This is a genomic window from Nocardiopsis sp. SBT366 (assembly GCF_001083815.1).
In the GTDB taxonomy this organism is placed as follows: Bacteria; Actinomycetota; Actinomycetes; order Streptosporangiales; family Streptosporangiaceae; genus Nocardiopsis; species Nocardiopsis prasina.
This window is the reverse complement of the sequence record NZ_LAVM01000020.1, coordinates 54069-75402: the sequence shown is the minus strand read 5'-3', so window position 1 is coordinate 75402 and position 21334 is coordinate 54069. Positions and strand designations below refer to the sequence as shown.

Genomic DNA, 21334 nt, shown 5'->3' with positions numbered 1-21334 from the left:
GCCCCGAACCCGCCCCCCGGGTCCGCTGGCTGACCACACCGGCGGGCACCACGACCGCCGCCCTGGTCCTCACCCTGGCACTGGTCGTCTCCGCCGTCCTGGCGATCGGCCTCGGCTCGGCGGTCATCCCCCCGCAGGAGACCGTCCGCTACCTCTGGGCCGCCCTGAGCGGCGGCAGTATCCAGGCCGACGAGCTCACGCGCTACCAGGTCATCTGGCAGATCCGCACCCCCCGGGTCCTGCTCGCCGCCATCGTGGGCGCCGGGCTCGGCGCGGTCGGCGTGGCCGTCCAGGCGATGGTGCGCAACCCCCTCGCCGACCCCTACATCCTCGGGGTCTCCTCCGGGGCCTCCGTGGGCGCCGTCCTGGTCGGCGTCCTGGGCGTCTCGGCCCTGGGTGTGCACGCGGTCTCGGCCGGGGCCTTCGCCGGGGCCCTGGCGGCGACCCTGCTCGTCTACACCGTCTCCTACTCGCGGATGGGCGTCACCCCGCTGCGTCTGGTCCTGACGGGTGTGGCGCTGTCCTTCGGCTTCCAGGCCGTCATGAGCGTGATCGTCTACCTCGCCCCGAGCAACGAGGCCACCAGCACCGTCCTGTACTGGACCATGGGCAGCTTCGGCGCGGCCACCTGGGGTTCGCTGCCCGTGGTCGCGGCCGCCGTGGTGCTGGGCGTGCTCCTGCTGCGCTCCCGGGCCCGCTCACTGGACGTGACGGCGCTGGGCGACGAGACCGCCGCCAGCCTCGGGGTGGACGCGGACCGTCTGCGCCGGTGGTTGTTCGTCCTGACCGCCGTCATGACCGGCGCGATGGTGGCGGTGAGCGGCGCGATCGGGTTCGTCGGCCTGGTGGTGCCGCACATCGTGCGCATCCTCGTGGGCGCCGACCACCGCAGGGTGCTCACTGTGGCGCCGCTGGCGGGCGCGGTGCTCATGGTCTGGGTGGACCTGGTCTCCCGGGTGGTGGTGGCCCCACGTGAGCTCCCCCTCGGCGTGATCACGGCCCTGGTCGGCGTTCCCGTGTTCATCGCGCTGATGCGCCGTCGTGGCTACCTGTTCGGAGGACGCTGATGGACCTGCGCATCGACGATCTGTCAGTGGACCTGGGCGGCGTCCGGATCGTGCGACGGCTCACCCTGGACGTCCCCGACGGGCAGGTGGTCGGGCTCGTCGGACCCAACGGTTCCGGAAAGTCGACGGCCCTGCGCTGCGTGTACCGGGCCCTGGGCCCCAGCGCGGGCCGGGTGCTGCTCGGCGGCGAGGACCTGACCTCGATGAGCCCGCGTGCCAGCGCCCAGCGGGTCGCGGCACTCACGCAGGAGAACGGGAGCGACCTCGACTTCACGGTGGCGGAGCTGGTCGCACTGGGACGCACCCCCCACCTGCGTGGGAACCAGCCGCTGAGCGCGCGTGAGCGGGAGCTGTGCCGGAGCTCGATGGAGCTGCTGGACGTGGCTCACCTGGCCGGGCGCGGCGTGCTCGAGCTGTCCGGCGGGGAACGCCAGCGGGTCCTGGTGGCCCGCGCCCTGGTCCAGGAACCGCGCGTGCTGGTGCTGGACGAGCCCACCAACCACCTGGACGTGCGCCATCAGCTCGACCTGCTCTCCCTGCTGCGGGACGTGGGCGTGACGGTGCTCGTGGTCCTGCACGACCTCAACCTGGCCGCCTCGGCCTGTGACGTGATCGGTGTGCTCTCCGAGGGTGCGCTCGTGGACGCGGGCACCCCAGAGAAGGTCCTCACCCCCGGTCTGCTGCGCGAGGTCTTCGGCGTGGAGGCCTCCGTCGTGCCCCACCCCCTCACCGGGGGCCCTCAACTGCTGTACAGGCTCCCACCCTCAAGGAAGGTCCACCGATGAATCCCCGAATCCCGCTCCGCCCCCTCTCCCTGGTCCCCCTCGTGACCGTCTCGGTCCTGCTCGCCGGTTGCGGCGCCCAGGTCGAGGGCGTCTCCGAGGCCGGTGCCGGACCGGTCACCGTCCAGCGCTGCGGCGAGGAGGTGGAGTACACCACGCCGCAGCGGGTGGTCGCCTACGAGGGCGGCAGCGCGGACAAGCTGTTCGCGCTCGGGCTGGTCGACCACGTGCACGGCTACGTGATGCCCCCGGCCAACCCGCCGGTGGAGGAGTCGCCGTGGGCCGAGGACTACGCCGCGGTCGAGTTCCTCAGCGACGACCTGCTCAACCGGGAGCTGGTGGTGGACGCGGAGGCGGACCTGGTGGTCGCGGGCTGGAACTCGGGTTTCAGCGACCAGCGGGGCATCACCCCGGAGATCCTCGACGGCATCGGCGTCCAGAGCTTCATGCACTCAGAGTCCTGCTTCAACTACCCCGGGCACCCCGAACGGGTGACGCCGTTCGAGGGGCTGTACACGGACCTGGAGCGCATGGGGCGGATCTTCGGAGTGGAGGAGCGCGCCACCGAGCTGGTCGAGGACTACCGGGAACGGGTCGCGGCGGTGGAGGAGCAGGTGCCCGAGGGTGACCCGGCCTCCGTCTTCCTCTACGACTCCGGCACCGACCAGCCCTTCACGGCGGGCAACCAGGTCCCGCCGCACGACATCATCGAGCACGCCGGGGGCGCCAACATCTTCGGTGACCTGGAGCAGCGCTGGACCCAGGTGGGCTGGGAGTCGGTGGTGGAGGCGGAGCCGGAGGTGATCATCATCCTGGACTACGGCGACCAGCCCGCCCAGGAGAAGATCGACTTCCTCACCTCCTCCCCCGCCATGGCGGGGGTCCCGGCCGTGACCGAGGAGAACTTCTTCGTGCTGGACTACAACGAGGGCATCTCGGGCCCGAGGAACATCGACGGTCTGGAGAAGTTCGCGGAGTACCTGCGCGAGCTGGGCTGAGTACCCGACGGGGCCGTCCCGGTGAGGAGTGCCGAGGCGGCCCCGCGTCACAGTGGGCGAAAAACCCGGTGACGTCGGTGCCCGTCCCCGGGGATACTGGCCGCCTATGGATGAGGTCGAAGTGGTCGCCGCCCATTCCGAGCGCGCCACCCTGCGCGTCGGGCACGTGTTCCTGAAGGTGGACGCCGATCAGGCGCGGGTCGACGTCGAGGTCGAGGCGATGTCCCTGGCGCCGGTCCCGACCCCGGAGGTCCTGTGGCGCGAACCGCCGGTGCTCGCGGTCTCCGCGCTCGCCGGGACGGCGCTCGGGCGTCTCGGTGGGCGATCGACCGCGTCGTCCACGGCGTGGGCCGCGGTGGGCGCCGCCGTCCGGGAACTGCACGAGGCACCTCTGCCGCCCTGGCCCGGCCGACGCCGCCGGGACCCCGACGAGTTGGCGGCGGAGCTCGACGAGGAGTGCGAGTCACTCGTGAAGAACGGGATTCTGCCCGCCGACCTGGTCACCCGCAACCGCCGCGTCGCCGAGGCCGCCATCCGGCCGTGGACGCCCAGGTTCACCCACGGCGACCTGCAGATCGAGCACGTCTTCGTCGACGGCGACGAGGTCACGGGCATCATCGACTGGTCCGAGGCGGGCAGGGGTGACGCGCTGTTCGACCTCGCCACCCTGACGCTCGGACACGAGGCGCGCCTCGACGAGGTCCTCACCGGTTACGGCACCGATGTCGATCTCGACGTGATCCGCGCGTGGTGGTCCCTGCGCAGCCTCCTGGGGGTTCGCTGGCTACTGGAGCACGGCTTCGATCCGTTCGCGCCGGGCTGTGAGGGCGACGTGCTGAGATCCCGGATGTGAGGCCGCGCGGCCCGACCGCTCCGTATGCGCCGAGCAGGCCTCCTGCGAGGCGGTCGCCCGCCCTCGCTCTGGGCAGGTGCGGTGAGCGGTCGATGCCAGCAGACGCGGGCCGGACCGGAACCAGATGTCCGAGATCTCGGACTCTTTCTCCTCTCGGGCCCGGGTGTTCCGCGTCACTTTCTGCTTCGATTCCCGGAATACTCCCATTTCAGAGGCAGGAGGAGCCCCCCGTGAGCGACAACGCGACCGCTTCGAAGGCGGCCGGGACGTGGCGCCTGGTCGTCTACAGCGGTATCGGCATCTTCATGTTCTTCGTTCCGGTGACCTTCGAGGGCCGGAACGCCATCCCGCTGGACCATCTGGTGACCCTCCTCCAGACCGCGCTCGGGCCCGCGCTGCCCTACGTGATCTGGCTGCTCATCGCGGCTGGGACGGTGGTCCCCTTCGTCACCGGAACGTGGCGGCACAGCAGGGTGAAGCTGGTGTTCGCCCTGCTGAACATCGTGGGCCTGGCCGTGGCCTCCATGGTGATCCTGGACGTCGGCCCGGACTGGTTCATGGGCGAGGATCTCGCGCCCTTCCTGTTCAACGCCGTGGCCGTCAACGTCGGACTCCTGGTCCCGGTCGGCGCGATCTTCCTGGCGATGCTGGTGGGGTACGGGCTCATGGAGTTCGTCGGGGTCCTGCTGCAACGCGTGATGCGACCCGTGTGGCGCACTCCCGGGCGCTCAGCCGTGGACGCCGCCGCCTCGTTCGTGGGCAGCTACTCGCTGGGGCTGCTCATCACGGACCGCGTCTACCAGTCCGGGCGCTACACGGGCCGGGAGGCGGCGATCATCGCGATCGGGTTCTCCACGGTCTCGGTCACGTTCATGGTGGTCATCGCCAACACCCTGGACCTGATGGGTATCTGGCTGACCTACTTCTTCCTGACCTTCTTCGTCACCTACGCGGTCACCGCGATCCTCGTGCGCGTCCCCCCGCTGAGCCGTATCCCGGACGACCACTTCCCGGGGGCGACGCCGCAGCCGGAGGAGGAGGTCACCGGGAACCGCCTCGGCCACGCCTGGAAGGAGGCCCGAGGGGCCCTGCTCGCGGCGCCGTCGCTGCCGCGCAACGTGTGGGTGAACTTCGCCGACGGGGTCCGGATGAGCATGTCCATCCTTCCGTCGATCATGTCCGTGGGCACCATCGGCCTGGTGGTGGCGCACTCCACCCCGGTCTTCGACCTGCTGGCCTACGTGTTCGTCCCGTTCACCTGGGTGGTGGGGCTCTCCGACCCCATGCTGGCCGCCAAGGCGCTCTCGGTGGGGATCGCCGAGGTGTTTCTGCCCGCGACCGTGGCCGCCGGGTCCGAGGACCTCGTGCTCCGCCTGGTGGTCGGTGTCGTGTCGGTGTCCTCGATCGTCTTCTTCTCCGCGCTGGTCCCCTGCGTCCTGGCCACGCGCATCCCGCTGACGGTGGGCCAGCTCGTGGTGATCTGGTTCCAGCGGGTCATCCTCAGCGTGCTCATCGCCGGTCCCCTGGCCTACCTGCTGGTCGGTCTCTGACCGCAGGAGAGCGGGTTCCTGACCGCGAGGGTGCGGTGGCCCTGATGAAAGTCACGGGAACCGTTGAGGCGCGGTCGGCCGGTCGGCCCGCACCGGTCGGAACGGTTCCGCACGTGGTTCCTCCCCGGCGGGAATTCGTTCCAGCGGTACGCCCAGGGCCCGCAGGAAGCGGCCAAGCACGTCCGGTCGCCACCTGTGGGCCCTGGATCGCGTCCGCGCGGACGGACACACGAAGGCCCCGTCAGGACGTGGTTCCTGCACCGACGATCTTGGTCGCGGGGAGTGGGTCGAGCAGTCAGCCGACGACACAACCGGTCGTCAGGAGCAGGGCGTTTTACCACCAACGGTCGTTGCCACCACCAGTGTTCGCGCTTTGGCCACCGACCATTTCCCACATCGTGATGACTTCTTGCAACCAGGGAAGATACGACTGGTCGTCGACCATACAACAGGACCGCACCGCAGGGAAGTGGTTGACAGCGCATCGATCGCACAGTTAATCTTCCCCAGAAAGCATTGGGAGCGCTCCCAAGTTTCTATTCGATTCTCGCGTGAATTGTTTACGCCACCGCAACTCCCCCTCGGATATCAACTGATACATTCACACTCCGCATCCTTTCCCTTCACCCCCCAGGCCGCAGAATCCACCCCCGCAGGCACGCCTCCACGCTTCTGATCTGAATTTATACAGCCGACGGCGACAGAGTCACGAGGTGCGCGATCCGCAAGGCAGAGGCCTCGGCGGCCCAGGCGCGAACACTCCCACGGTCTCACCACCGAAGAACATCCCCCAATACCCACAAGGTGAGCCAACCACTCTTGCACCTACCGCTCGCCAATCGAGGCAGACCTGGTGTCTTTCCGGACAACCCAAGCCTTTTTGAAACGGGTCATCACATGTCACGCAACATTCTCGTAACCGGCGCCAGTGGAATGTTGGGCAGTCGGGTGATGCGGGCGTTCCGCACAGGAGTTCCGGAAGATACGCAGTTCCCGGAAACTGTGAACACTGTCACGGGTTGGTCGTACCGCAACGACGCCCCGGGGCTGCACAGAGTCGACGCGACGTCCCCGGAACAGGTCAACCGTTACTTCGCCGATCACACCCCACAGGTGTGTGTGCACTGTGTCGCCGCACCCGATGTCCAGGTGTGCGAGCGCGCCCCGCACACGGCCCACCTGCTGAACGCCAAGACCACCGAGAATGTCGCACTGGCATGCGAACGGTACGGCGCCAAGCTCGTCCACATCTCCACGGAGTACGTCTTCGACGGATCGGCCAGCGACGGGTACCGCGAGGACGACACCCCCGCTCCGCTCCAGACCTACGGCGAGACGAAACTCCTCGGAGAGCACCACGCCGCCCTGGCCCCCGGTGCGCTCACGGTCCGCCTGCCCGTGCTGTACGGCGATCCGGTCCCACACCGCGCCCCCACCTGGCTCGAAGCCATGCTGGAGGCGTTGGGCCAGGGCCACTCCGTCGACCTCGACGACCACTACGAGCGCCAACCCACCTGGAGCCACGACGTGGCCGCGATCCTGGCGCGGGCCATCGCTGACGACCTCACGGGGGTCCTGCACGTGGCCGCGCAGGAGGGCGCCACCAAATACGAGTGGGGGCGGATCGTCGCCAAGGCCGCCGGACTGTCCCCGGACCTGCTGCGCCCCACCCAGCCTGCCCCCGGCGGGGTCGTCCGGCCTGAACGTCCCTGGCTGCGCACCGAACGACTGGAATCCCTCGGCCTGCTACCGCCCCCCGGGATCAGCCGACGAGCCGTCGACTACCTGCACTCGACGGGGGCCCGAGCGCGGTCTTCCCACTGAGGGCGCGGGCGTCCCACGTCCGGCGCAACCACTCGCAGAAGGAGATCTCTCGTGGAAGCCATCGTGTGCAGCACCACGTGCCGACGACACTCCAAGGCACCCGTCGGGGTGGTCGACCGCGTCCGCGGCGCGGTCCTGAACGGCACTCTCAGCCGTGTCAGCGTCCTGGCCTCCGAGACCGCCGCGACAGACAACGAGGCGCCGACCCGGTGGGCCGGCGTCGTGGAATGGACGGTCCCCGCACTCGAACGGCAGCGCGACTGGCTGCTCGCGGCCATCCTGCGCCGAGGAGCGGGAAGCATACTGGTGCTCGACTGCGCCTGCGACATCCGGCCCGGTACCGTCGAAGCGTTCGCCGATCTGGCCAGCACGACAGCACTGGTGACCGGGCGCCCCGATGACCCCGGCCACCCAGCCACCGCCACGGCCGCGACCCGTCGCGAGGGTCGGCACCTGCGACTGGACAGCCTGATCCGGTCGCGTGGGCGGTTGCCCACCGAGAACACCCGAAGACCCATGACCTACCTCGGTGCCCTGTTGGTCGGCGGTGCGGCTGACCGCGGGCTCCTCGCCGACATACTCGAATCCCGTTCCGGCCATCACCGCGATGCCGCGTCCCCTCCTCCCTCGCACGACGCGCTCGACACTCTGGCCCGACGTACCCGGGTCCTGTGCGCGGAGCTGGCCCGCGACGTCCACGGCGACGAGGCGGTGATCGGGGAGTGGCTGGCCGGCGGTTCCCACGCCCGCACCTACATCCGTCTGCCCGACGACCACGGCAACCGAACGGTCCGCAAAGAGGCCACCGGCGTCGGCCTCGGCAAACTCAATGACGAGATCCAGTGGCTGCGCGGTCTGGATCCCGACGCCGGCCGACACTTCGCCGACGTCGTCGCGTCCAGGGTCGAGCCCGGCCGCGCCTCCATGGACCTGAGGTTCCACCGCTTACCCACCCTGCGAAGACTCATCCTCAGCGAGGAGATCGACGCCGATGAGGCGGCCCTGTGGACGCACCGAGTCCTCGCCGCCCTCCGCCGCGACGTCTACCCCGCCGGTTCCAGGCCGACCCCCACCGACTACGTGCGCCGCACCCACCTGAACCGCGTCGAGACCAGACTGGCCGAGACCGCCACCGCGCTGCCGGATCGGCGCACGTTGTGGAAATCCGACAGCCTCCTGATCAACGGTGTCCGCCTGCGCAACCCGGGTGCCCTCGTCACCGAGATCGCCCGCGACGGGCAGGCGCTGCGCATGCTCACTCCGAACCGGCTGGTTCGTACGCACGGCGACCCGCATTTCGACAACGTCCTCATCGACCGACAGGGCCATCGGTTCGTCCTCATCGACCCCAGGGGCAACGCGGGCTACGATCCGGCCTATGACCTGGGAAAGGTCTGGCACTCCGTCAACTCCCTGTACGACCTGATCCACGGGGGCCACGTGGAGGCCTCGGCAGGCAAGGACGGCATCGACTACGCGTTCACCTCCCCCCGTCTCGTGGCGTTCTACCACCGGGTCCGCGACCGCGTTCACGCATGGCTCACCGCGACCGGCTGGCACCAGGACGACCCGCACTGGATGCTGAAGGTCCGTCTGGCCGAGGCCGCCCACATGTGCAGTGTGATGCCCTTCCACATCGCCCATGACCAGCGCGAGTCCGTCGCGCTCGCTTGCTACGCGCGCGGGGTGGAGCTGTTCAACGCCCTCCACCGTGACCTGATGGCCGCCCGCCCTCGACCCATCCAGGCCAGGATCCGGGCAGAGCCCCGACGAGCAGCGCTCGTGGACCGCTCCGGCTGACCACCGTCCCCAACCGACAGACCCGGCAGAGAGGTACCCCCGCAAAATGCAGGTCATTCGCAGTTCCGAACTGGATCCGGACCGACGCCCCGATGGCCGGACCGTGCTGCCCCTACTCGACCTTCCCCTTGGTCCGTCAGTGGACCGCGCGGCGATCCTCCACGTTGTGCACCCCGCCGACTTCACCGAACGCAGGCACTACCACCAGCACCTCCACGAGGTGTTCTACTTCCTGGACAGCGCTGACTACTGGGTCAACGGCGCTGTGGTCCGGTTGGCCTCCGGCGACGTACTCGTCCTGGAGCCGAACGATGTTCACGGCGCGTTGCCGGTTCCCCACCCGGTTCGACTCATCGTCCACCACCTGCCCAAGGTCCCCGGTGACAAGGTGGAGGTGGACGAGGACACCATCGCCCCCGAACCTCCCGAAGGGGAGGTGCTCCGGTGACCGTCGAAGGGTGCATGTTCGACTTCTCCGGCACACTCATGCGGATCGAGCCCGTCACCGACTGGTTGCGCGCGGTCCTGACTGATGTCGGAATCGCCGCCACCGACGCGGAGATCGAGGAGTACGCGGCCCGGCTGGATCGTTGCGGGGCGCAGCCCGGGGGGTCCGACCCAACGGCTCTGCCGTCCCGCCTGAGCCGCTTGTGGCAGGAACGCGACCTGTCCGCGTCAGCCCACCGCGCCACGTACACCGCTCTGGCCCGTGAAGCGAACCTGCCGTGGGGCCGGGCCGTGTACGACGCCCTGTACACCCGCCACATGACACCGGACGCCTGGCGCCCCTACCCGGACACCTCCGAGGTCCTGGACGAGCTACATGGACGCGGCATCCCGGTGGCGGTGGTCAGCAACATCGGATGGGACCTGCGCCCGGTGCTGAAGGCCCACGGCATCGCGGAGCCGGTGAAGGAGTTCGTCCTCAGCTACGAGCACGGCCTGCGCAAGCCCGACCCCGAGCTGTTTCGTATCGCCTGCGACGCACTGGGCCTGGCGCCCGAGGTGGTGCTGATGGTCGGCGACGACCGCCACGCCGACACCGGCGCTCTGGCCCTCGGCTGCCCCGTTCACCTGGTCGACCACCTCCCCGTGCATGCCCGTCCGGCCAGTCTGCGCCCGGTCCTCGACCTCGTCCGCCAAGGCGACACCGACCATCAGCACCGACGTCCCCGTTCCGGTCCGGGAGAAGCCGGAGCGGGCTCTTACAGGTAGCGCGCACCGCTGGTGGCGACTGCCTCACACGGTCGATGACCCGTGACGAGGTGTTCTCCGTGTGTCACACGTGGCGGGCCCCTCCGACCAGTCATCGGAGTCGTTGACGGATCCACCCGTCAAACCAGCGGAGCCCGGAAGGCAGGGGCCCTGCCCTTTCTGTGAGCGGCTGCCCCTGCCTTGCGTGGCCTCAGGCTCGTCCCGGTGGACGGCCTGATCCGGTGCGGGCTGACGCCCCCAGTCCATCCGGCACCAGGGCGGCGACAGCTCCTTGAGGTCACCGATCTCCCGGGGGGAGAGGTCGGCGACGTCGGCGGCCTCCTCGTGACGGGCGAAGACGGTGTCCACGTACCGGTGCCCGGTGTCGGGTGCCACGAACACCACCTGCCGGTCCGGGGCTGCCGCCGCCTCCCAGCGCGCCACCAGGTAGGCGGCGCCCGTGGAGAGCCCGGCGAAGACCGCGTGGCGGCGCAGGAGGTCCGTGCTCCCGGCCAGGGCGGCGTCGAAGCCGGTCCAGTGCACGGTGTCGTAGAGGGTGTGGTCGACGTTGCCGAACGGGATCGAGCTGCCGATCCCCGCGATGATGATCTGCGGGTCGGTAACGTGGTCACTGCCGAAGGTGACGCTGCCGAACGGCTGCACCCCCACGAGCGGGGTGTCGGGGGCGCCCTCCCTCAGGTAGCGGGCGAGCGCCCCGGTGGAGGCCCCGGATCCGACCCCGCCCACCAGGGTGAGCGGACCGTCTCCGGCCTCCTTGCGGATCTGGTCGGCCACCGCGCGGTAGCCGAGGCCGTGGACGACGTCGTGGTACTGGCGCATCCAGTGGTAGTCGGGATTCTCGCGGAGCACCTGTCTGACCCGTCGGACCCGGCGGTCCTGGTCCAGCCGGAGGTCGTCCGAGGGCGGCATCTGCTCCAGGGTGGCGCCCAAAACCGCGAGCTGGAGACGCAGGGGCTGGTCGACGGTGGTGGAGCCGATGATGTGGCAGCGCAGGCCGAACCGGTGCGCGGCCAGGGCCAGGCCGTAGGCGTAGATGCCGCTGGAGCTGTCCATCAGGGTGTCACCGGGGCGGACCACCCCGGTGTCCAGCAGGTGGCGTACGGCCGCGAGCGCGGAGGCCACCTTCATTGACTCGAAGCGCAGGCACAGCAGGCCCCCGCCGAGGTCGATCAGGTCGGGTCTGGCGATGGCTTCGGAAACGTGGTCGTCCAAGGTGGCTCCGAGGTGCTCGAGGGTGGAGGGGCCGGTGTGGAGGGGGTCGGGGTCGAGGTGACCCCGGTGAGGACCGGCCGCGCGGAGGGGTCCGCCACGGCGGGCAGGGCGCCGGACCCCGTGGCCGTGGAGAACACGCGGTGAGGGGTGAGCCCAGCGGCCTCGAGACGGTCGACGGCCGCCTCGAGGCGTTCCACGAGACCGGGAGCGGCCGCGTCGAAGAGCACACCGGCCACGTTGCCGCTGTGCGCCACCTGGATGCCCACCGCACCGCACTCGCGGGCGGCCTCCCGCAGCGTGCCCAGCTCGTCCTTGGGCAGCACACGCTGGTTGAGGATGGCGCTCTCGGTGCTGACGTGCCCGACCCCGGCCACGTCTGCCTCGGTGATCGCGGTACGCAGCGCGGCACGCAACCTCTCGTAGACGGCGATGTCCCCCCGTCGTGCGTTCCCCTTCAGGGAGAGGGTGTCGACGGGTTGGCCACTTCCGGTCAGGCAGCCCACGACCGCCATCTCCGGCAGCGCGGGGCCCAGCTCCTCCAGGACCCGACCCTCACGCTGGGCGAACAGCAGGGGGCGGTCGCCGAACATGACCGGGTCGCTGGCGCCCTCCGCCGCGACCGCCACCCTGGCCACGGACTCCGGCGGCAGCTCCACGCCGAGCCCCGCCGCGAACGCGCGCACCGCCGCCGTCACGTCACTGGTGGACGACCCCATGCCGAGGCCCGGCCGGGCCCCGCCCCGGACGCTGAGGAAGCCGCCCACCCACGGGACCCCGGCCACACGCGCGCACTCCCGCACGGCGAGTTCGGCCGCGAGGGCCGCCTTGGCCCGGTCGGGCGGGTCCACGACGACGTGGCGGGGCGCCCTCGCGGAGAACGGGGTGAACACCGCACGGGTGCGGGGCTCGGCCATCGGCAGGGTGACCAGACCACGGGTGGGACGTCCGCGCTCGTCCAGGAACACGCCCTGGAGGATCTCGCCGTGGTGGCAGGTCGCCTGTCCAGTTCCTACGGTCACTCTCGGGTTCCTTCTCGGTAGCGGTAGAGGTGGGTCGGTTCGGCGCTGAACTGTGAGAACGGGAAGGGTTCGGCCGAGACCGCGGTGACGCCGGAGCCGAGGAAGGCCCGTGCGACCGCGCTCCCGCTCTGCGCGTACAGGACCAGCGGCAGGTCCCGTTCGCGGCAGCGCTCCAGGATGCGGTCGAAGGTGCCGTTGCCCAGGGTCATGCCGGTGGCCACGACCGCGTCGGCCTCGGCCAGGACCTCCTCCATGTCCGGGTTGACGGGGTCGCCCCACTGGGTGCGGCGCAGGTTGAGGTCGCAGGGCAGGCACCGGCCGCCCCGCTCCCGGATCGCGGCCACGAGGGGGTTGACCACCCCGATCAGGGCGATCCGCCTGCCGTCGGGTTCGGGCAGGAGTCCGGCGATGGCGCGGTCACGGGCGACGGCGCGCTCCTCCGGGGTGCCGTACGGGAGGGCGACCCGTTCGGCGCGGGGGTCCTCGGAGTGGGGTCGGGCATGGCCCAGGTAGGCGTCCAGCGCGGCCAGCCGTACCGGGGCCGGGGCTCTCAGGAGGTCGGCCAGGGGTTTGCCGGACAGGTCCGCGCAGATCCCGGGGTCCAGCTGGCCCGGTTCGAAGGAGCACGCGCCGAAGGCCCGGCCGATCCGCACCAGGACGTACTGGTTGAGGTAGGTGACGTCGCCTCCGGCCAGGCGGGTTCCGTGATGGACCCAGAACACGCTGGTGGCGACGGGGAGGTCGGGTGTGTCGAGCACCGACTGGTGCAGGGCCCGGAGGTCGAGGGTGCGCTGGGGGTGGCTCACTTGGCGTTCTCCCGGGTGAGGCGGAACAGGTAGGTCAGGACTCCGTCGTTCCAGTCGTGCAGGTGGTGGACGTGTGCGGTGAACCCGCTGTCGGCGGCGTGGCCGATGATCCCGCGCAGGTCCGCGGTGTTGGAGGCGACGAAGTAGACCTGGCCGCCGGGGGCCAGGAGGTCGTGTTCGGCGAGCTGGGTGAAGAAGGCGTCGGTGACGGGGCGCCCGGCGCAGACGTTGCGGACGACGTCGGGATCGTCACTGACGGGCTGGCTGACCGCTGGCGGGTTGAAGGTGACGACGTCCAACCGGGGTTCGGAGGGGAACTCGGCGAACAGGTCGGAGACCAGCGGGACGAACTCGGTCCCTTGGTGGGACTCCCCCGCTCCGACGACGCGTCGGTAGTTGTGCTCGGTGGCCCTCACGCTGGCCGGGTGGACGTCTGCGGCCAGGATCCGGGCGGCGCCGCGCAGTCCGGCCACCGCGGCCTCCACGCCGAGCCCGGCGCCCATGGCGGCGTAGACGCGTCCGCGCACGTCGATGTCGTCGTCGAGGATGCGCTGGTGGATCATGCGGCTGGTCGCGCCGGGCAGGAACACCTCGGGCGGGACGTCGAACTCCCACCCGTTCCAGGTGTAGGAGCGCAGGGTGTGCAGGTCGACCTTGGGCTGGTTGAGGCCGATGATCTGCTCGGGCGGCAGGGGCGGGGGCAGCTGGGCGATCTGATGGGGGTCCACGCGGGGCCTTTCGGGCTGTCTGCGGGCAGGGGCACCGGTCGGTACGTCCTGGGGGGGGGTACCGGCTCCGACGACCATAGCTAAAACGATAATCGTTGTCACCAGAAGCTCTTCACTCCAGGGAGTCGCTGCCCCGTTACCGCGAGCGCCAACCCCCGCAGAAGCGGACATCCACCGCGCCGCAGGCAAACCGCCCCGCCGCGTCGCTCCAGTTTCGCGAAGAGCGACGCAACTGATAATCGTTTTCAATAGAGTGAGACCCTACCCACCCCGAACCGAGATGAGTACTCCTCGTGTCCACGACGCCGAACACGACCCGCCCACAGGAGCGCCGCGGCGCACCCCTGCTCCGGCCGACCTTCGTCCGCCTGTGGTGCGCGACCACCGCGTCCGGCCTGGCCACCTGGGCCATGCCGTTCATCCTGGGCCTGGCGGTCCTGCACGGTTCGCTCAGCGCGGTGGGGCTCGGACTGGTCCTGGCCGCCCGCACCGCCGGCTTCCTGGTCGCGGTCCCCCTGGGCGGTCTGTTCGCCGACCGCCACTCCCGCCGGGCGGTGGTCCTCTGGTCCGGGCTCGCCGCAGCCGTCGCCAGCCCCGTCCTGGCGGCGGGGCTGGGCGGTTCGGTCGCGCTGATGACCGTGGCCGCCGCGGTCGTGGGCGTCGGCCAGGGGGCCTGCCGCCCCGCCTTCCAGGCCCTGACCGCCGAGGTGGTGCCGGTCGAGGACCGCCAGCAGGCCAACGCGGCCCTGACCTTCTCCGTTCGCGGGGTCACCTTCCTGGCTCCCGGGCTGACCGCCCTGCTGGCCACGGTCACCAGCCCCCAGGTACTGCTGCTGGTCACGGCCGCCCTGTGGCTGGCCGCCGCCCTGCTGCCCCGCGGCGGCGACGCCGCGCCCGCCGAGCGCCCCGCCCGGGCCCCCTTCCACGTGGAGTTCGCCGAGGGGCTCACCGAGGCGCGCCGCCACAGTTGGTTCCTCGCCGGTCTGGGCGCGCTGACTGTGGTCATCGCCCTGGGGTACTCGGCGACCAACGTCCTGCTCCCCCTGGCCAGCCGTGACCACTACGGGACCGAGGCCGTCCTGGCCGGCGCGCTGACGGCCTACACGGCCGGGGCGCTGGTCGGAGCGCTGCTGGTGGCCCGTTGGAAGCCGCGCGCCCAGGGCTGGTGGGCGCTGTTCGGCCTCGGCTTGTACGCTCTCGCCCCGCTGAGCCTGGTGTTCCCCGTCGGCGGGCTCTGGGTGTTCGCCGCCTACGCCGTGGTGGGCCTCGGCGTGGAGCTGTTCAACGTCCCGTGGTTCACCGCCGCCCAGCGCGAGGTCGCCCCGGACAAACTGGCCCGGGTGTCGTCGCTGGACTTCCTTTTCGCCTACGGTCTGGCCCCGGTCGGCCTGGCCCTGATCGCCCCCGCCGCACAGGCCTTCGGGGCGCAGAACGTGCTGCTCACCTGCGCCGCCCTGTGCGTCCTGGCCCCGGCGTTGGCCGCCCTGGCTCCGGGCTCCCGCGACTTCCGCACACCCCGCGCCTGAGCTGGCCCCAGCCCGGCGTGGCGGTTCCACCGGACCTCGGGACCCGCGCCCTCGGAGCGCGCACCCTCGGAGCGCGCGGGGGCCGCGCTCACCGAGCCGGGCACGGGCCGGTGTCAACACCGGCCCGACCGCGAACTCCGGCGTGCGCCCCTCGACCCGCGGGGCACCCTCCGTGTGACCGGGGGCGGCCCCCGGTCACACGGCTCACACGGTGGGGTCGAGTCGCGCCACCTCGTCGGAGGCGCTCTGGGGGATCACGATCTCCAGGCTGACGCCGACCTCCTGTATGGCGCGCACGGACGACTCGGCCAGGCGGTCGTCGGTGATCACCATGGAGAAGCTCTCCAACGCCGCCACCTTGAAGGTTCCGAACGCGCCGTACTTGTCGGCCCCGGCGACCAGCACCGACGAGGACGCGGCCGCCATGGCCGCGCGCTTGACCGCCACCTTGGACCGTGAGGGCGTGGTCGAACCGCGTCCGATGTCCCACGAGCTGGTCGACATGAAGGCCACGTCGATGTTGAACTCCGCGACGGTCTCGGCGGCCATGTCGCCCACCGCGGAGCGGTTCTCACGGTCGATCTGCCCCCCGACGAAGTACAGGGACAGGTCGGGGTGGTCGGACAGGGAGGCCGCCGTGGTGAGGTCGTTCGTGATGACGGTGAGACCGGTCACTCCCCAGAGGGACGGCACGAGGTGCCCCAGGGTCGTTCCGGCGTCCAGGTAGATTGTGTGGCCGTCCTCGACCAGGGCGGCGGCGGCCTGGGCCATCGCGCGCTTCTCGTCCAGGTCCACACGGGACTTGTCCAGGTAGGAGGGCTCGGAGCGGACCTGTGAGGCGAGCTCCACACCGCCGGGGACCGACCGGACCCGCCCTTCCTCTTCCAGGGTCATGATGTCGCGGCGGACCGTCATGTGCGAGACACCGAGGATGTCGCAGAGCTCCTTCACGCTCAGCACACCCGTGCCGCGCAGTTCTCTCAGGAGCAGTTCGCGCCGTTGCGCCGGGATCATCGTCCTCCTTCGAGTGCGTTCACAGATCCATGCTAGCGAGTGTTACCAGATGATACGAGGCGTGATAATTGTTGACTCGCATGTTCCTCTCCTGTTAAACAGGGCGTGTTGCCGTTACGGGTGAGGACAACGTGTCCACCGTGACGTGAGAGAAGGAGAACCATGCAAGCCACCAGCACCACGGGCACGCCCCTGCCGACCGTGCGCTACGCGATCACCGGGGCACGGGGCGGGTTCGCCCGCACACTGCTCGCCCAGACGCCGCGCATGGACCGGCTGCGCCCCTCGGTCCTGTGCGACCTGGACACCGAGGGAACCGTCGCCCTGTGCGCCGAGCTCGGGTACCCGGTCGACGCGCTGAGGGCGTGTTCCACCCCGGGCGAGCTGGCCGCGCTCACCGGTGACGAGATCGCCGTGATCGACGACGCCGCCCTGCTCGAACACGCCGCCTACGACGTCCTCGTCGAGGCCACCGGCAGCCCCGCGGCGGGTACCGACGCCGCACGACTGGCCATCGGGACCGGACGCCACGTGGTGATGGTCTCCAAGGAGGTCGACTCCGTCTCCGGCGTCGCCCTGGCCGAACTGGCCGAGGAGCACGGCGTCGTCTACACGCCCGGCATCGGCGACCAGCCCGCCAACCTCATCGAGTGGTACGAGCGCACCCGACTGCTCGGGCTCGACGTCGTCGCCATCGGCAAGTCCGGCGAGTACGACCTCGTCTTCGACCCCGCCACCGGGCGCGTACGCCAGCTCGACCAGGAGATCGACGCACCCGAGCTGGCCTCCCTGCTCACCCTCGGCGAGGACGTGCCCGCCACCCTCGCCGCCCGGGCCCGCGCCGTGTCCGACATCAAGCGGTCGGCCGCCGCCGACTACTGCGAGATGGGCGTGGTCGCCAACTTCACGGGCCTGGTGCCCGACGTGGAGACCCTGCACTACCCCGTCGCCCGCACGGCCGAGCTCGCCGACGTCTACTCGCTCGCCGAGGACGGCGGAGTCCTCACCCGGTCCGGCGTCGTGGACGTCTTCAGCGTCCTGCGCCTGCCGGAGGAGGCCTCCTTCGCGGGCGGCGTCTTCGCCGTGGTGCGTACCGGGGACGACGTCTCCTGGTCACTCCTGGCGCAGAAGGGCCACGTCGTCTCGCGTTCGGGACGCTACGCCTGCCTCTACCTGCCGTACCACCTCATGGGCGTCGAGACCCCGCTGAGCATCCTGGCCGCCGCCGACCAGCACCGGGCCGCGGGCTCGCGTCCCCCGGCCCCGCACGCGGTGCTGGCCGGACGGGCCCGTACCGCGCTCGCCGCCGGAACACGGCTCGACATGGGCGGACACCACCACGACGTGACCGGTGTGGCTCCCGTCCTGCTGGACTCCGCCGACGCCCCCTCCGACGTCGCTCCGCTCTACCTTGCGGCGCACACCACCCTGAAGCGCGACGTGGCGGCCGGAGAGCTGCTGCGCCTCGGCGACCTCGCCGACCCCGAGGACACGCTCCTCGACACCTGGAACCTGGCGCGCTCGCGCTCGCCCCTGAACACCGGAGAGCAGTGACATGTCGGACGTCCTCACACTGCTGGCGTTCCTGGGCGCCATCGCCGTGCTCGTGCTGTTCATCGCACGCTTCAAGGTCCACCCCGTGGCCACGCTGTTCATCGTCGTCGTGGCGCTGGGACTCGTCCTGGGTATGGGCGGCACCGGGACCATCGAACTGGTCAAGGACGGCTTCGGGAGCACGCTGGCCAACGTCGGCCTCCTGATCATCTTCGGCTGCGTCCTGGGCAAGATGCTCGAACTGAGCGGCGCGGCCATGAAGATCACCGAGACGGCGCTGCGCCTGTTCTCGGAGAACAAGGTCCCCTGGGCGATCGCCCTGGCCTCCACCGTCCTCGGTATCCCGCTCATCGCGGACACCGCCGTGGTCATGCTCATCCCCATCGTGTCCGCCCTGGCCTACCGCACGGGCATCTCGATGATGAAGCTCGGCCCGATCCTCTACATCGGCGCCTACGTCATGACCTCGGTCATCCCGCCCGGCCCCGGCCCGCTCGCGTCCGCCTCGCTCCTGGACGTCAGCATGGGTGAGGCCATCATCTACGGCCTGGCCGTGGGTGTCCCCGGCATCCTGGCCGCCACGATCTACCTGTCGCGGACCAAGACGCACGTGCCGCCCAAGCCCGAGTTCGTCGAGCACCTGGCCAACGCCGGCAGCGGTTCCTCGGGGGCCTCCGGGTCGACCGGGTCCGCCGACGCCTCCTCCGACTCCGTCACCGGCGGCGACGAAGCGCCCCGGGTCGGTCTCTTCGGCTCCCTGCTGCCGATCCTGGCGCCCATCGTCTTCATCGTGTTCGCCTCCCTGACCGCCCCGGTCCTGCCGGAGGGTTCGTGGTTCACCGCGACCGTGCTGTTCGTCGGTGAGCCGACGATGGCGCTCTTCCTCGCGTGCCTGCTCGCCCTGCCCCTCTTCCGGGGGCGCTGGCGGGACAAGGCCACCCTCAACGACCTGTTCGAGTCCGGTCTGCGCATCGCGGCCATGCCCCTCGCGCTGACCGGTGTCGGCGGCGCGCTGGCCACCATCATCCGGGAGACCGGGGTGGCCGAGAACGTCGCGGGAACCATCGAGAGCACCGGGTTGTCCCCGGTCATCATCCCGTTCCTCATCGCCGCCGCCGTGTGCACCATCACCGGCTCCAACATCCTGGGCGTCATGACCTCGGCCGCGATCATGCAGCCGCTCCTGCCCGCCCTCGACCTCTCACCGCTGGTGGTGTACCTGGCCTGCGCGACCGGCGCGCAGATCATGAAGCACGCGAACTCCTCCGGTTTCTGGGTCACGACGACACTGTCGAACATGACCGTGGGGCAGGGCATCCGCTCCATCGGCGTGGCATCGGTCATCTCCGGTGTCACCGGGTTCGCCGTCCTGAACATCATGATCGCGACCGGTCTCGTCTAGCCGAAGGCGTTCCGTGGGGGTCTCCTCCACGGAACGCCTCACCCGTTCCGTCCACCACCGATCCACAGGAGAACCCATGGCGACTCTCGGCGCGATCGCCGACGATCTCACCGGAGCCACGGACCTCGCCATCACACTCACGTCCGCGGGCTTTCGCACCACCGTCGTCCTGGGAGCGGACGCGGACGGCGAGCGGCGCACGCTCGACGCCGTCACCGACGGGGCCGACGCCGTGGTCGTGGCCCTGAAGTCGCGCACGATGCCCGTCGACGAGGCCGTCAAGGTGTCGTTGGACGCGCTGGCCTGGCTGCGCGGCGCCGGGTGCGAACGGTTCTACGTCAAGTACTGCTCCACCTTCGACTCCACCTCGGATGGCAACATCGGTCCCGTCTCCGAGGCGGTCCTGGAGGCCCTGGGCGAGGAGGTCACGGTCATCGCACCGGCCTTCCCCGCGAACCGGCGCACCGTCTACCGGGGCCACCTGTTCGTCGGCGACCAGCCGCTGGACGAGTCACCGATGCGGCACCACCCGCTGACTCCCATGACCGACTCGAACCTGCTCCGCCTACTCGAACCCCAGGTCAGCCGAGGCGCGGACGACGTGGCCCTGGTGCCGTGGCCGGTGGTGGCCGAAGGCGCCGACGCGGTGCGCGCCGCCATCGGCGCGGCCCGCGAGGCCGGTGCCCGGTTCGTGGTCGTCGACGCCCTGCGCGACGCCGACCTCAGGACACTCGCCGCCGCGACGGACGACCTTCGTCTGCTCACCGGCGGCAGCGCCCTCGCCCAGGGCCTCACCGGCCCCCGGACCGACGACCTCGCGGAGTTCGCGCTGCCGGGCGGTCCGCGCGTGGTGCTGTCCGGCAGCGCCTCCCGGGCCACCCAGGGGCAGGTGCGGCACGCCCTCTCCCTGGGCGCCGGGCGCCAGATCCGCGCCGCCGAGCTGCGGTCGGACTTCGACTCCGTGGTGTCCGCCGCCGTCACCGCGGCGCTGGACAGCGCGGACGTCCCGTTCGTCGTGTACGCGACCGCCTCGCCGGAGGACGTCGTTGACACGGCGGACGCGCCGGTCATCGAGCAGGCCCTGGCCGAGATCGCGGAACGCCTCGTGGCCGCCGGGACCCGTGCGCTCCTGGTGGCGGGTGGTGAGACCAGCGGAGCGGTGGTGCGTCGGCTCGGTGTCGGCTCCCTCGCCCTGGGACCCGAGGTCGACCCTGGGGTGGCGTGGATGCGCGGTCTCCGCGACGGCGAGGACATCCACCTCATGCTGAAGTCCGGGAACTTCGGCGCCGAGGACCTGTTCGTGCGGGCGTGGGAGGAGGGCGCGTGAACGACCAGACGCTCCGCGCCGCGGAGGAGTTGTGCGCGGCGGGACGGCGCGCCGTCGACCTGGGGCTGAGCCCGGGGTCCTCGGGCAACGTCTCGGTGCGCGTCGGCGGCACCGTCCTGATGAGCCCCACCGGGGTCTCCCTGGGGGACCTGGATCCCGAGGGGCTGGCGGTGCTGGACGACGAGGGGACGCACCTCTCCGGTCCCGCCCCGTCGAAGGAGTTCCCGCTCCACCTGGAGATGTACCGCAGGTCCGGTGGGGCGCACGCCGTCGTCCACCTGCACTCGCCACACTCCACGGCGGCCTCCTGCCTGCCCGCGTGGTCGACCACGTCGGCGCTGCCACCCGTCACGCCGTACCTGGTCATGCGTGTGGGCCAGGCTCCCCTGGTTCCCTACGCGGCGCCCGGGAGCCACCAGCTGGCCGAGAACCTCGCGAAGCTTCCGGGGCGCTTCGACGCGGCGCTGCTCGCCAACCACGGCTCCCTGGTTGCGGCCTCGTCCCCGGGGGCGGCCCTGGAGGGGGCGGTCGAGCTGGAGGAGGCCTCGCGCGTCGTCGTCGCCCTGAGGGGGAGCACGTTCTCGGTGCTCTCCCCCGAGGAGGTACGTGAGCTGACCGACCGTTACGGGACCACCTGGGACGTGTGACCTCCGCTCC

18 protein-coding genes and 1 pseudogene are annotated in these 21334 nt (G+C 70.7%); 14 read left to right on the top strand and 5 right to left on the bottom strand.

What is annotated here, in order from left to right; translation table 11 throughout:
• The 9 genes from ADX84_RS08580 to ADX84_RS08540 form a co-directional block, all read left to right on the top strand.
• Positions 1-1067 (top strand): iron ABC transporter permease (locus tag ADX84_RS08580; protein WP_049570196.1); only part of this gene is annotated, 1067 nt, incomplete at its 5' end.
• Entirely contained in the window at positions 1067-1852 is a 786-nt protein-coding gene (locus ADX84_RS08575) for an ABC transporter ATP-binding protein (protein WP_049570193.1), read from the top strand. The genes ADX84_RS08580 and ADX84_RS08575, both read left to right, overlap by 1 nt.
• On the top strand, positions 1849-2847 hold the full coding sequence (locus ADX84_RS08570) for an ABC transporter substrate-binding protein (RefSeq protein WP_049570191.1): 999 nt from the start codon (positions 1849-1851) through the stop codon (positions 2845-2847). Before ADX84_RS08575 ends, ADX84_RS08570 begins: the two co-directional genes overlap by 4 nt.
• A gap of 106 nt (positions 2848-2953) precedes the next feature.
• Entirely contained in the window at positions 2954-3700 is a 747-nt protein-coding gene (locus tag ADX84_RS08565; protein WP_049570189.1) for a phosphotransferase family protein, read from the top strand.
• 230 nt (positions 3701-3930) lie between these two features.
• Entirely contained in the window at positions 3931-5250 is a 1320-nt protein-coding gene (locus ADX84_RS08560) for a YjiH family protein (RefSeq protein WP_049570186.1), read from the top strand.
• 897 nt (positions 5251-6147) lie between these two features.
• Positions 6148-7074 (top strand): SDR family oxidoreductase, encoded by a 927-nt coding sequence (locus tag ADX84_RS08555; RefSeq protein WP_082206351.1) that lies wholly within the window; start codon positions 6148-6150, stop codon positions 7072-7074.
• A gap of 51 nt (positions 7075-7125) precedes the next feature.
• Entirely contained in the window at positions 7126-8874 is a 1749-nt protein-coding gene (locus ADX84_RS08550; RefSeq protein ID WP_049570180.1) for a phosphotransferase, read from the top strand.
• 166 nt (positions 8875-9040) lie between these two features.
• The gene (locus tag ADX84_RS08545; protein WP_234003881.1) at positions 9041-9322 is read left to right on the top strand and encodes a hypothetical protein; all 282 of its coding nucleotides are present in this window, start codon (positions 9041-9043) and stop codon (positions 9320-9322) included.
• Complete coding sequence (locus tag ADX84_RS08540; protein WP_234003880.1) at positions 9319-10089, top strand: HAD family hydrolase; 771 nt, start codon at positions 9319-9321, stop codon at positions 10087-10089. The genes ADX84_RS08545 and ADX84_RS08540 overlap by 4 nt, the downstream gene beginning before the upstream one ends.
• A 201-nt stretch (positions 10090-10290) precedes the next feature.
• Here the strand turns inward: ADX84_RS08540 and ADX84_RS08535 are convergent.
• The 4 genes and pseudogenes from ADX84_RS08535 to ADX84_RS08520 all read right to left on the bottom strand — a co-directional run.
• Positions 10291-11301: pseudogene (locus ADX84_RS08535) on the bottom strand (pyridoxal-phosphate dependent enzyme); the annotation flags it as partial.
• A complete protein-coding gene (locus tag ADX84_RS08530; protein WP_049570171.1) occupies positions 11259-12320 on the bottom strand; it encodes a GHMP kinase in 1062 nt (353 codons plus the stop codon). The gene ADX84_RS08530 and the pseudogene ADX84_RS08535, both read right to left, overlap by 43 nt.
• A complete protein-coding gene (locus ADX84_RS08525) occupies positions 12317-13126 on the bottom strand; it encodes a Rossmann-like domain-containing protein (RefSeq protein ID WP_049570168.1) in 810 nt (269 codons plus the stop codon). Before ADX84_RS08525 ends, ADX84_RS08530 begins: the two co-directional genes overlap by 4 nt.
• Positions 13123-13854: a methyltransferase gene (locus tag ADX84_RS08520; protein WP_049570165.1), complete on the bottom strand. Its 732-nt coding sequence runs from the start codon at positions 13852-13854 to the stop codon at positions 13123-13125. Before ADX84_RS08520 ends, ADX84_RS08525 begins: the two co-directional genes overlap by 4 nt.
• 293 nt (positions 13855-14147) lie before the next feature.
• On the opposite strand from ADX84_RS08520, the gene ADX84_RS08515 reads away from it, so the two are divergent.
• Positions 14148-15380 carry an MFS transporter gene (locus ADX84_RS08515; protein ID WP_049570162.1) on the top strand — a complete coding sequence of 411 codons (1233 nt, stop codon included), beginning with the start codon at positions 14148-14150 and terminating at the stop codon, positions 15378-15380.
• A gap of 204 nt (positions 15381-15584) precedes the next feature.
• Here ADX84_RS08515 and ADX84_RS08510 read toward each other — a convergent pair whose 3' ends face one another.
• Positions 15585-16394, bottom strand: a complete 810-nt coding sequence (locus ADX84_RS08510) for a DeoR/GlpR family DNA-binding transcription regulator (protein WP_049570160.1) — start codon at positions 16392-16394, stop codon at positions 15585-15587.
• Positions 16395-16556: 162 nt separating this feature from the next.
• On the opposite strand from ADX84_RS08510, the gene ADX84_RS08505 reads away from it, so the two are divergent.
• The 4 genes from ADX84_RS08505 (at position 16557) to ADX84_RS08490 (ending at position 21324) form a co-directional block, all read left to right on the top strand.
• Positions 16557-17948, top strand: coding sequence for a homoserine dehydrogenase (locus ADX84_RS08505; RefSeq protein ID WP_049570159.1), 1392 nt, complete (start codon positions 16557-16559; stop codon positions 17946-17948).
• Between the two features lies 1 nt (position 17949).
• A complete protein-coding gene (locus ADX84_RS08500) occupies positions 17950-19350 on the top strand; it encodes a GntP family permease (RefSeq protein ID WP_049570156.1) in 1401 nt (466 codons plus the stop codon).
• 76 nt (positions 19351-19426) lie between these two features.
• Positions 19427-20677 (top strand): 3-oxo-tetronate kinase, encoded by a 1251-nt coding sequence (otnK, locus tag ADX84_RS08495; RefSeq protein WP_049570153.1) that lies wholly within the window; start codon positions 19427-19429, stop codon positions 20675-20677.
• The gene (locus ADX84_RS08490) at positions 20674-21324 is read left to right on the top strand and encodes a class II aldolase/adducin family protein (protein ID WP_049570151.1); all 651 of its coding nucleotides are present in this window, start codon (positions 20674-20676) and stop codon (positions 21322-21324) included. The genes otnK and ADX84_RS08490 overlap by 4 nt, the downstream gene beginning before the upstream one ends.
• Positions 21325-21334 lie beyond the last annotated feature (10 nt).

Bases quoted from the DNA above. Each gene is read 5' to 3' on its own strand.
- otnK (WP_049570153.1), top strand. From the start codon at position 19,427: ATGGCGACTCTCGGCGCGATCGCCGACGATCTCACCGGAGCCACGGAC.
- ADX84_RS08565 (WP_049570189.1), top strand. From the start codon at position 2,954: ATGGATGAGGTCGAAGTGGTCGCCGCCCATTCCGAGCGCGCCACCCTG.
- ADX84_RS08575 (WP_049570193.1), top strand. From the start codon at position 1,067: ATGGACCTGCGCATCGACGATCTGTCAGTGGACCTGGGCGGCGTCCGG.
- ADX84_RS08500 (WP_049570156.1), top strand. From the start codon at position 17,950: ATGTCGGACGTCCTCACACTGCTGGCGTTCCTGGGCGCCATCGCCGTG.
- ADX84_RS08505 (WP_049570159.1), top strand. From the start codon at position 16,557: ATGCAAGCCACCAGCACCACGGGCACGCCCCTGCCGACCGTGCGCTAC.
- ADX84_RS08570 (WP_049570191.1), top strand. From the start codon at position 1,849: ATGAATCCCCGAATCCCGCTCCGCCCCCTCTCCCTGGTCCCCCTCGTG.
- ADX84_RS08510 (WP_049570160.1), bottom strand. From the start codon at position 16,394: ATGATCCCGGCGCAACGGCGCGAACTGCTCCTGAGAGAACTGCGCGGC.
- ADX84_RS08555 (WP_082206351.1), top strand. From the start codon at position 6,148: ATGTCACGCAACATTCTCGTAACCGGCGCCAGTGGAATGTTGGGCAGT.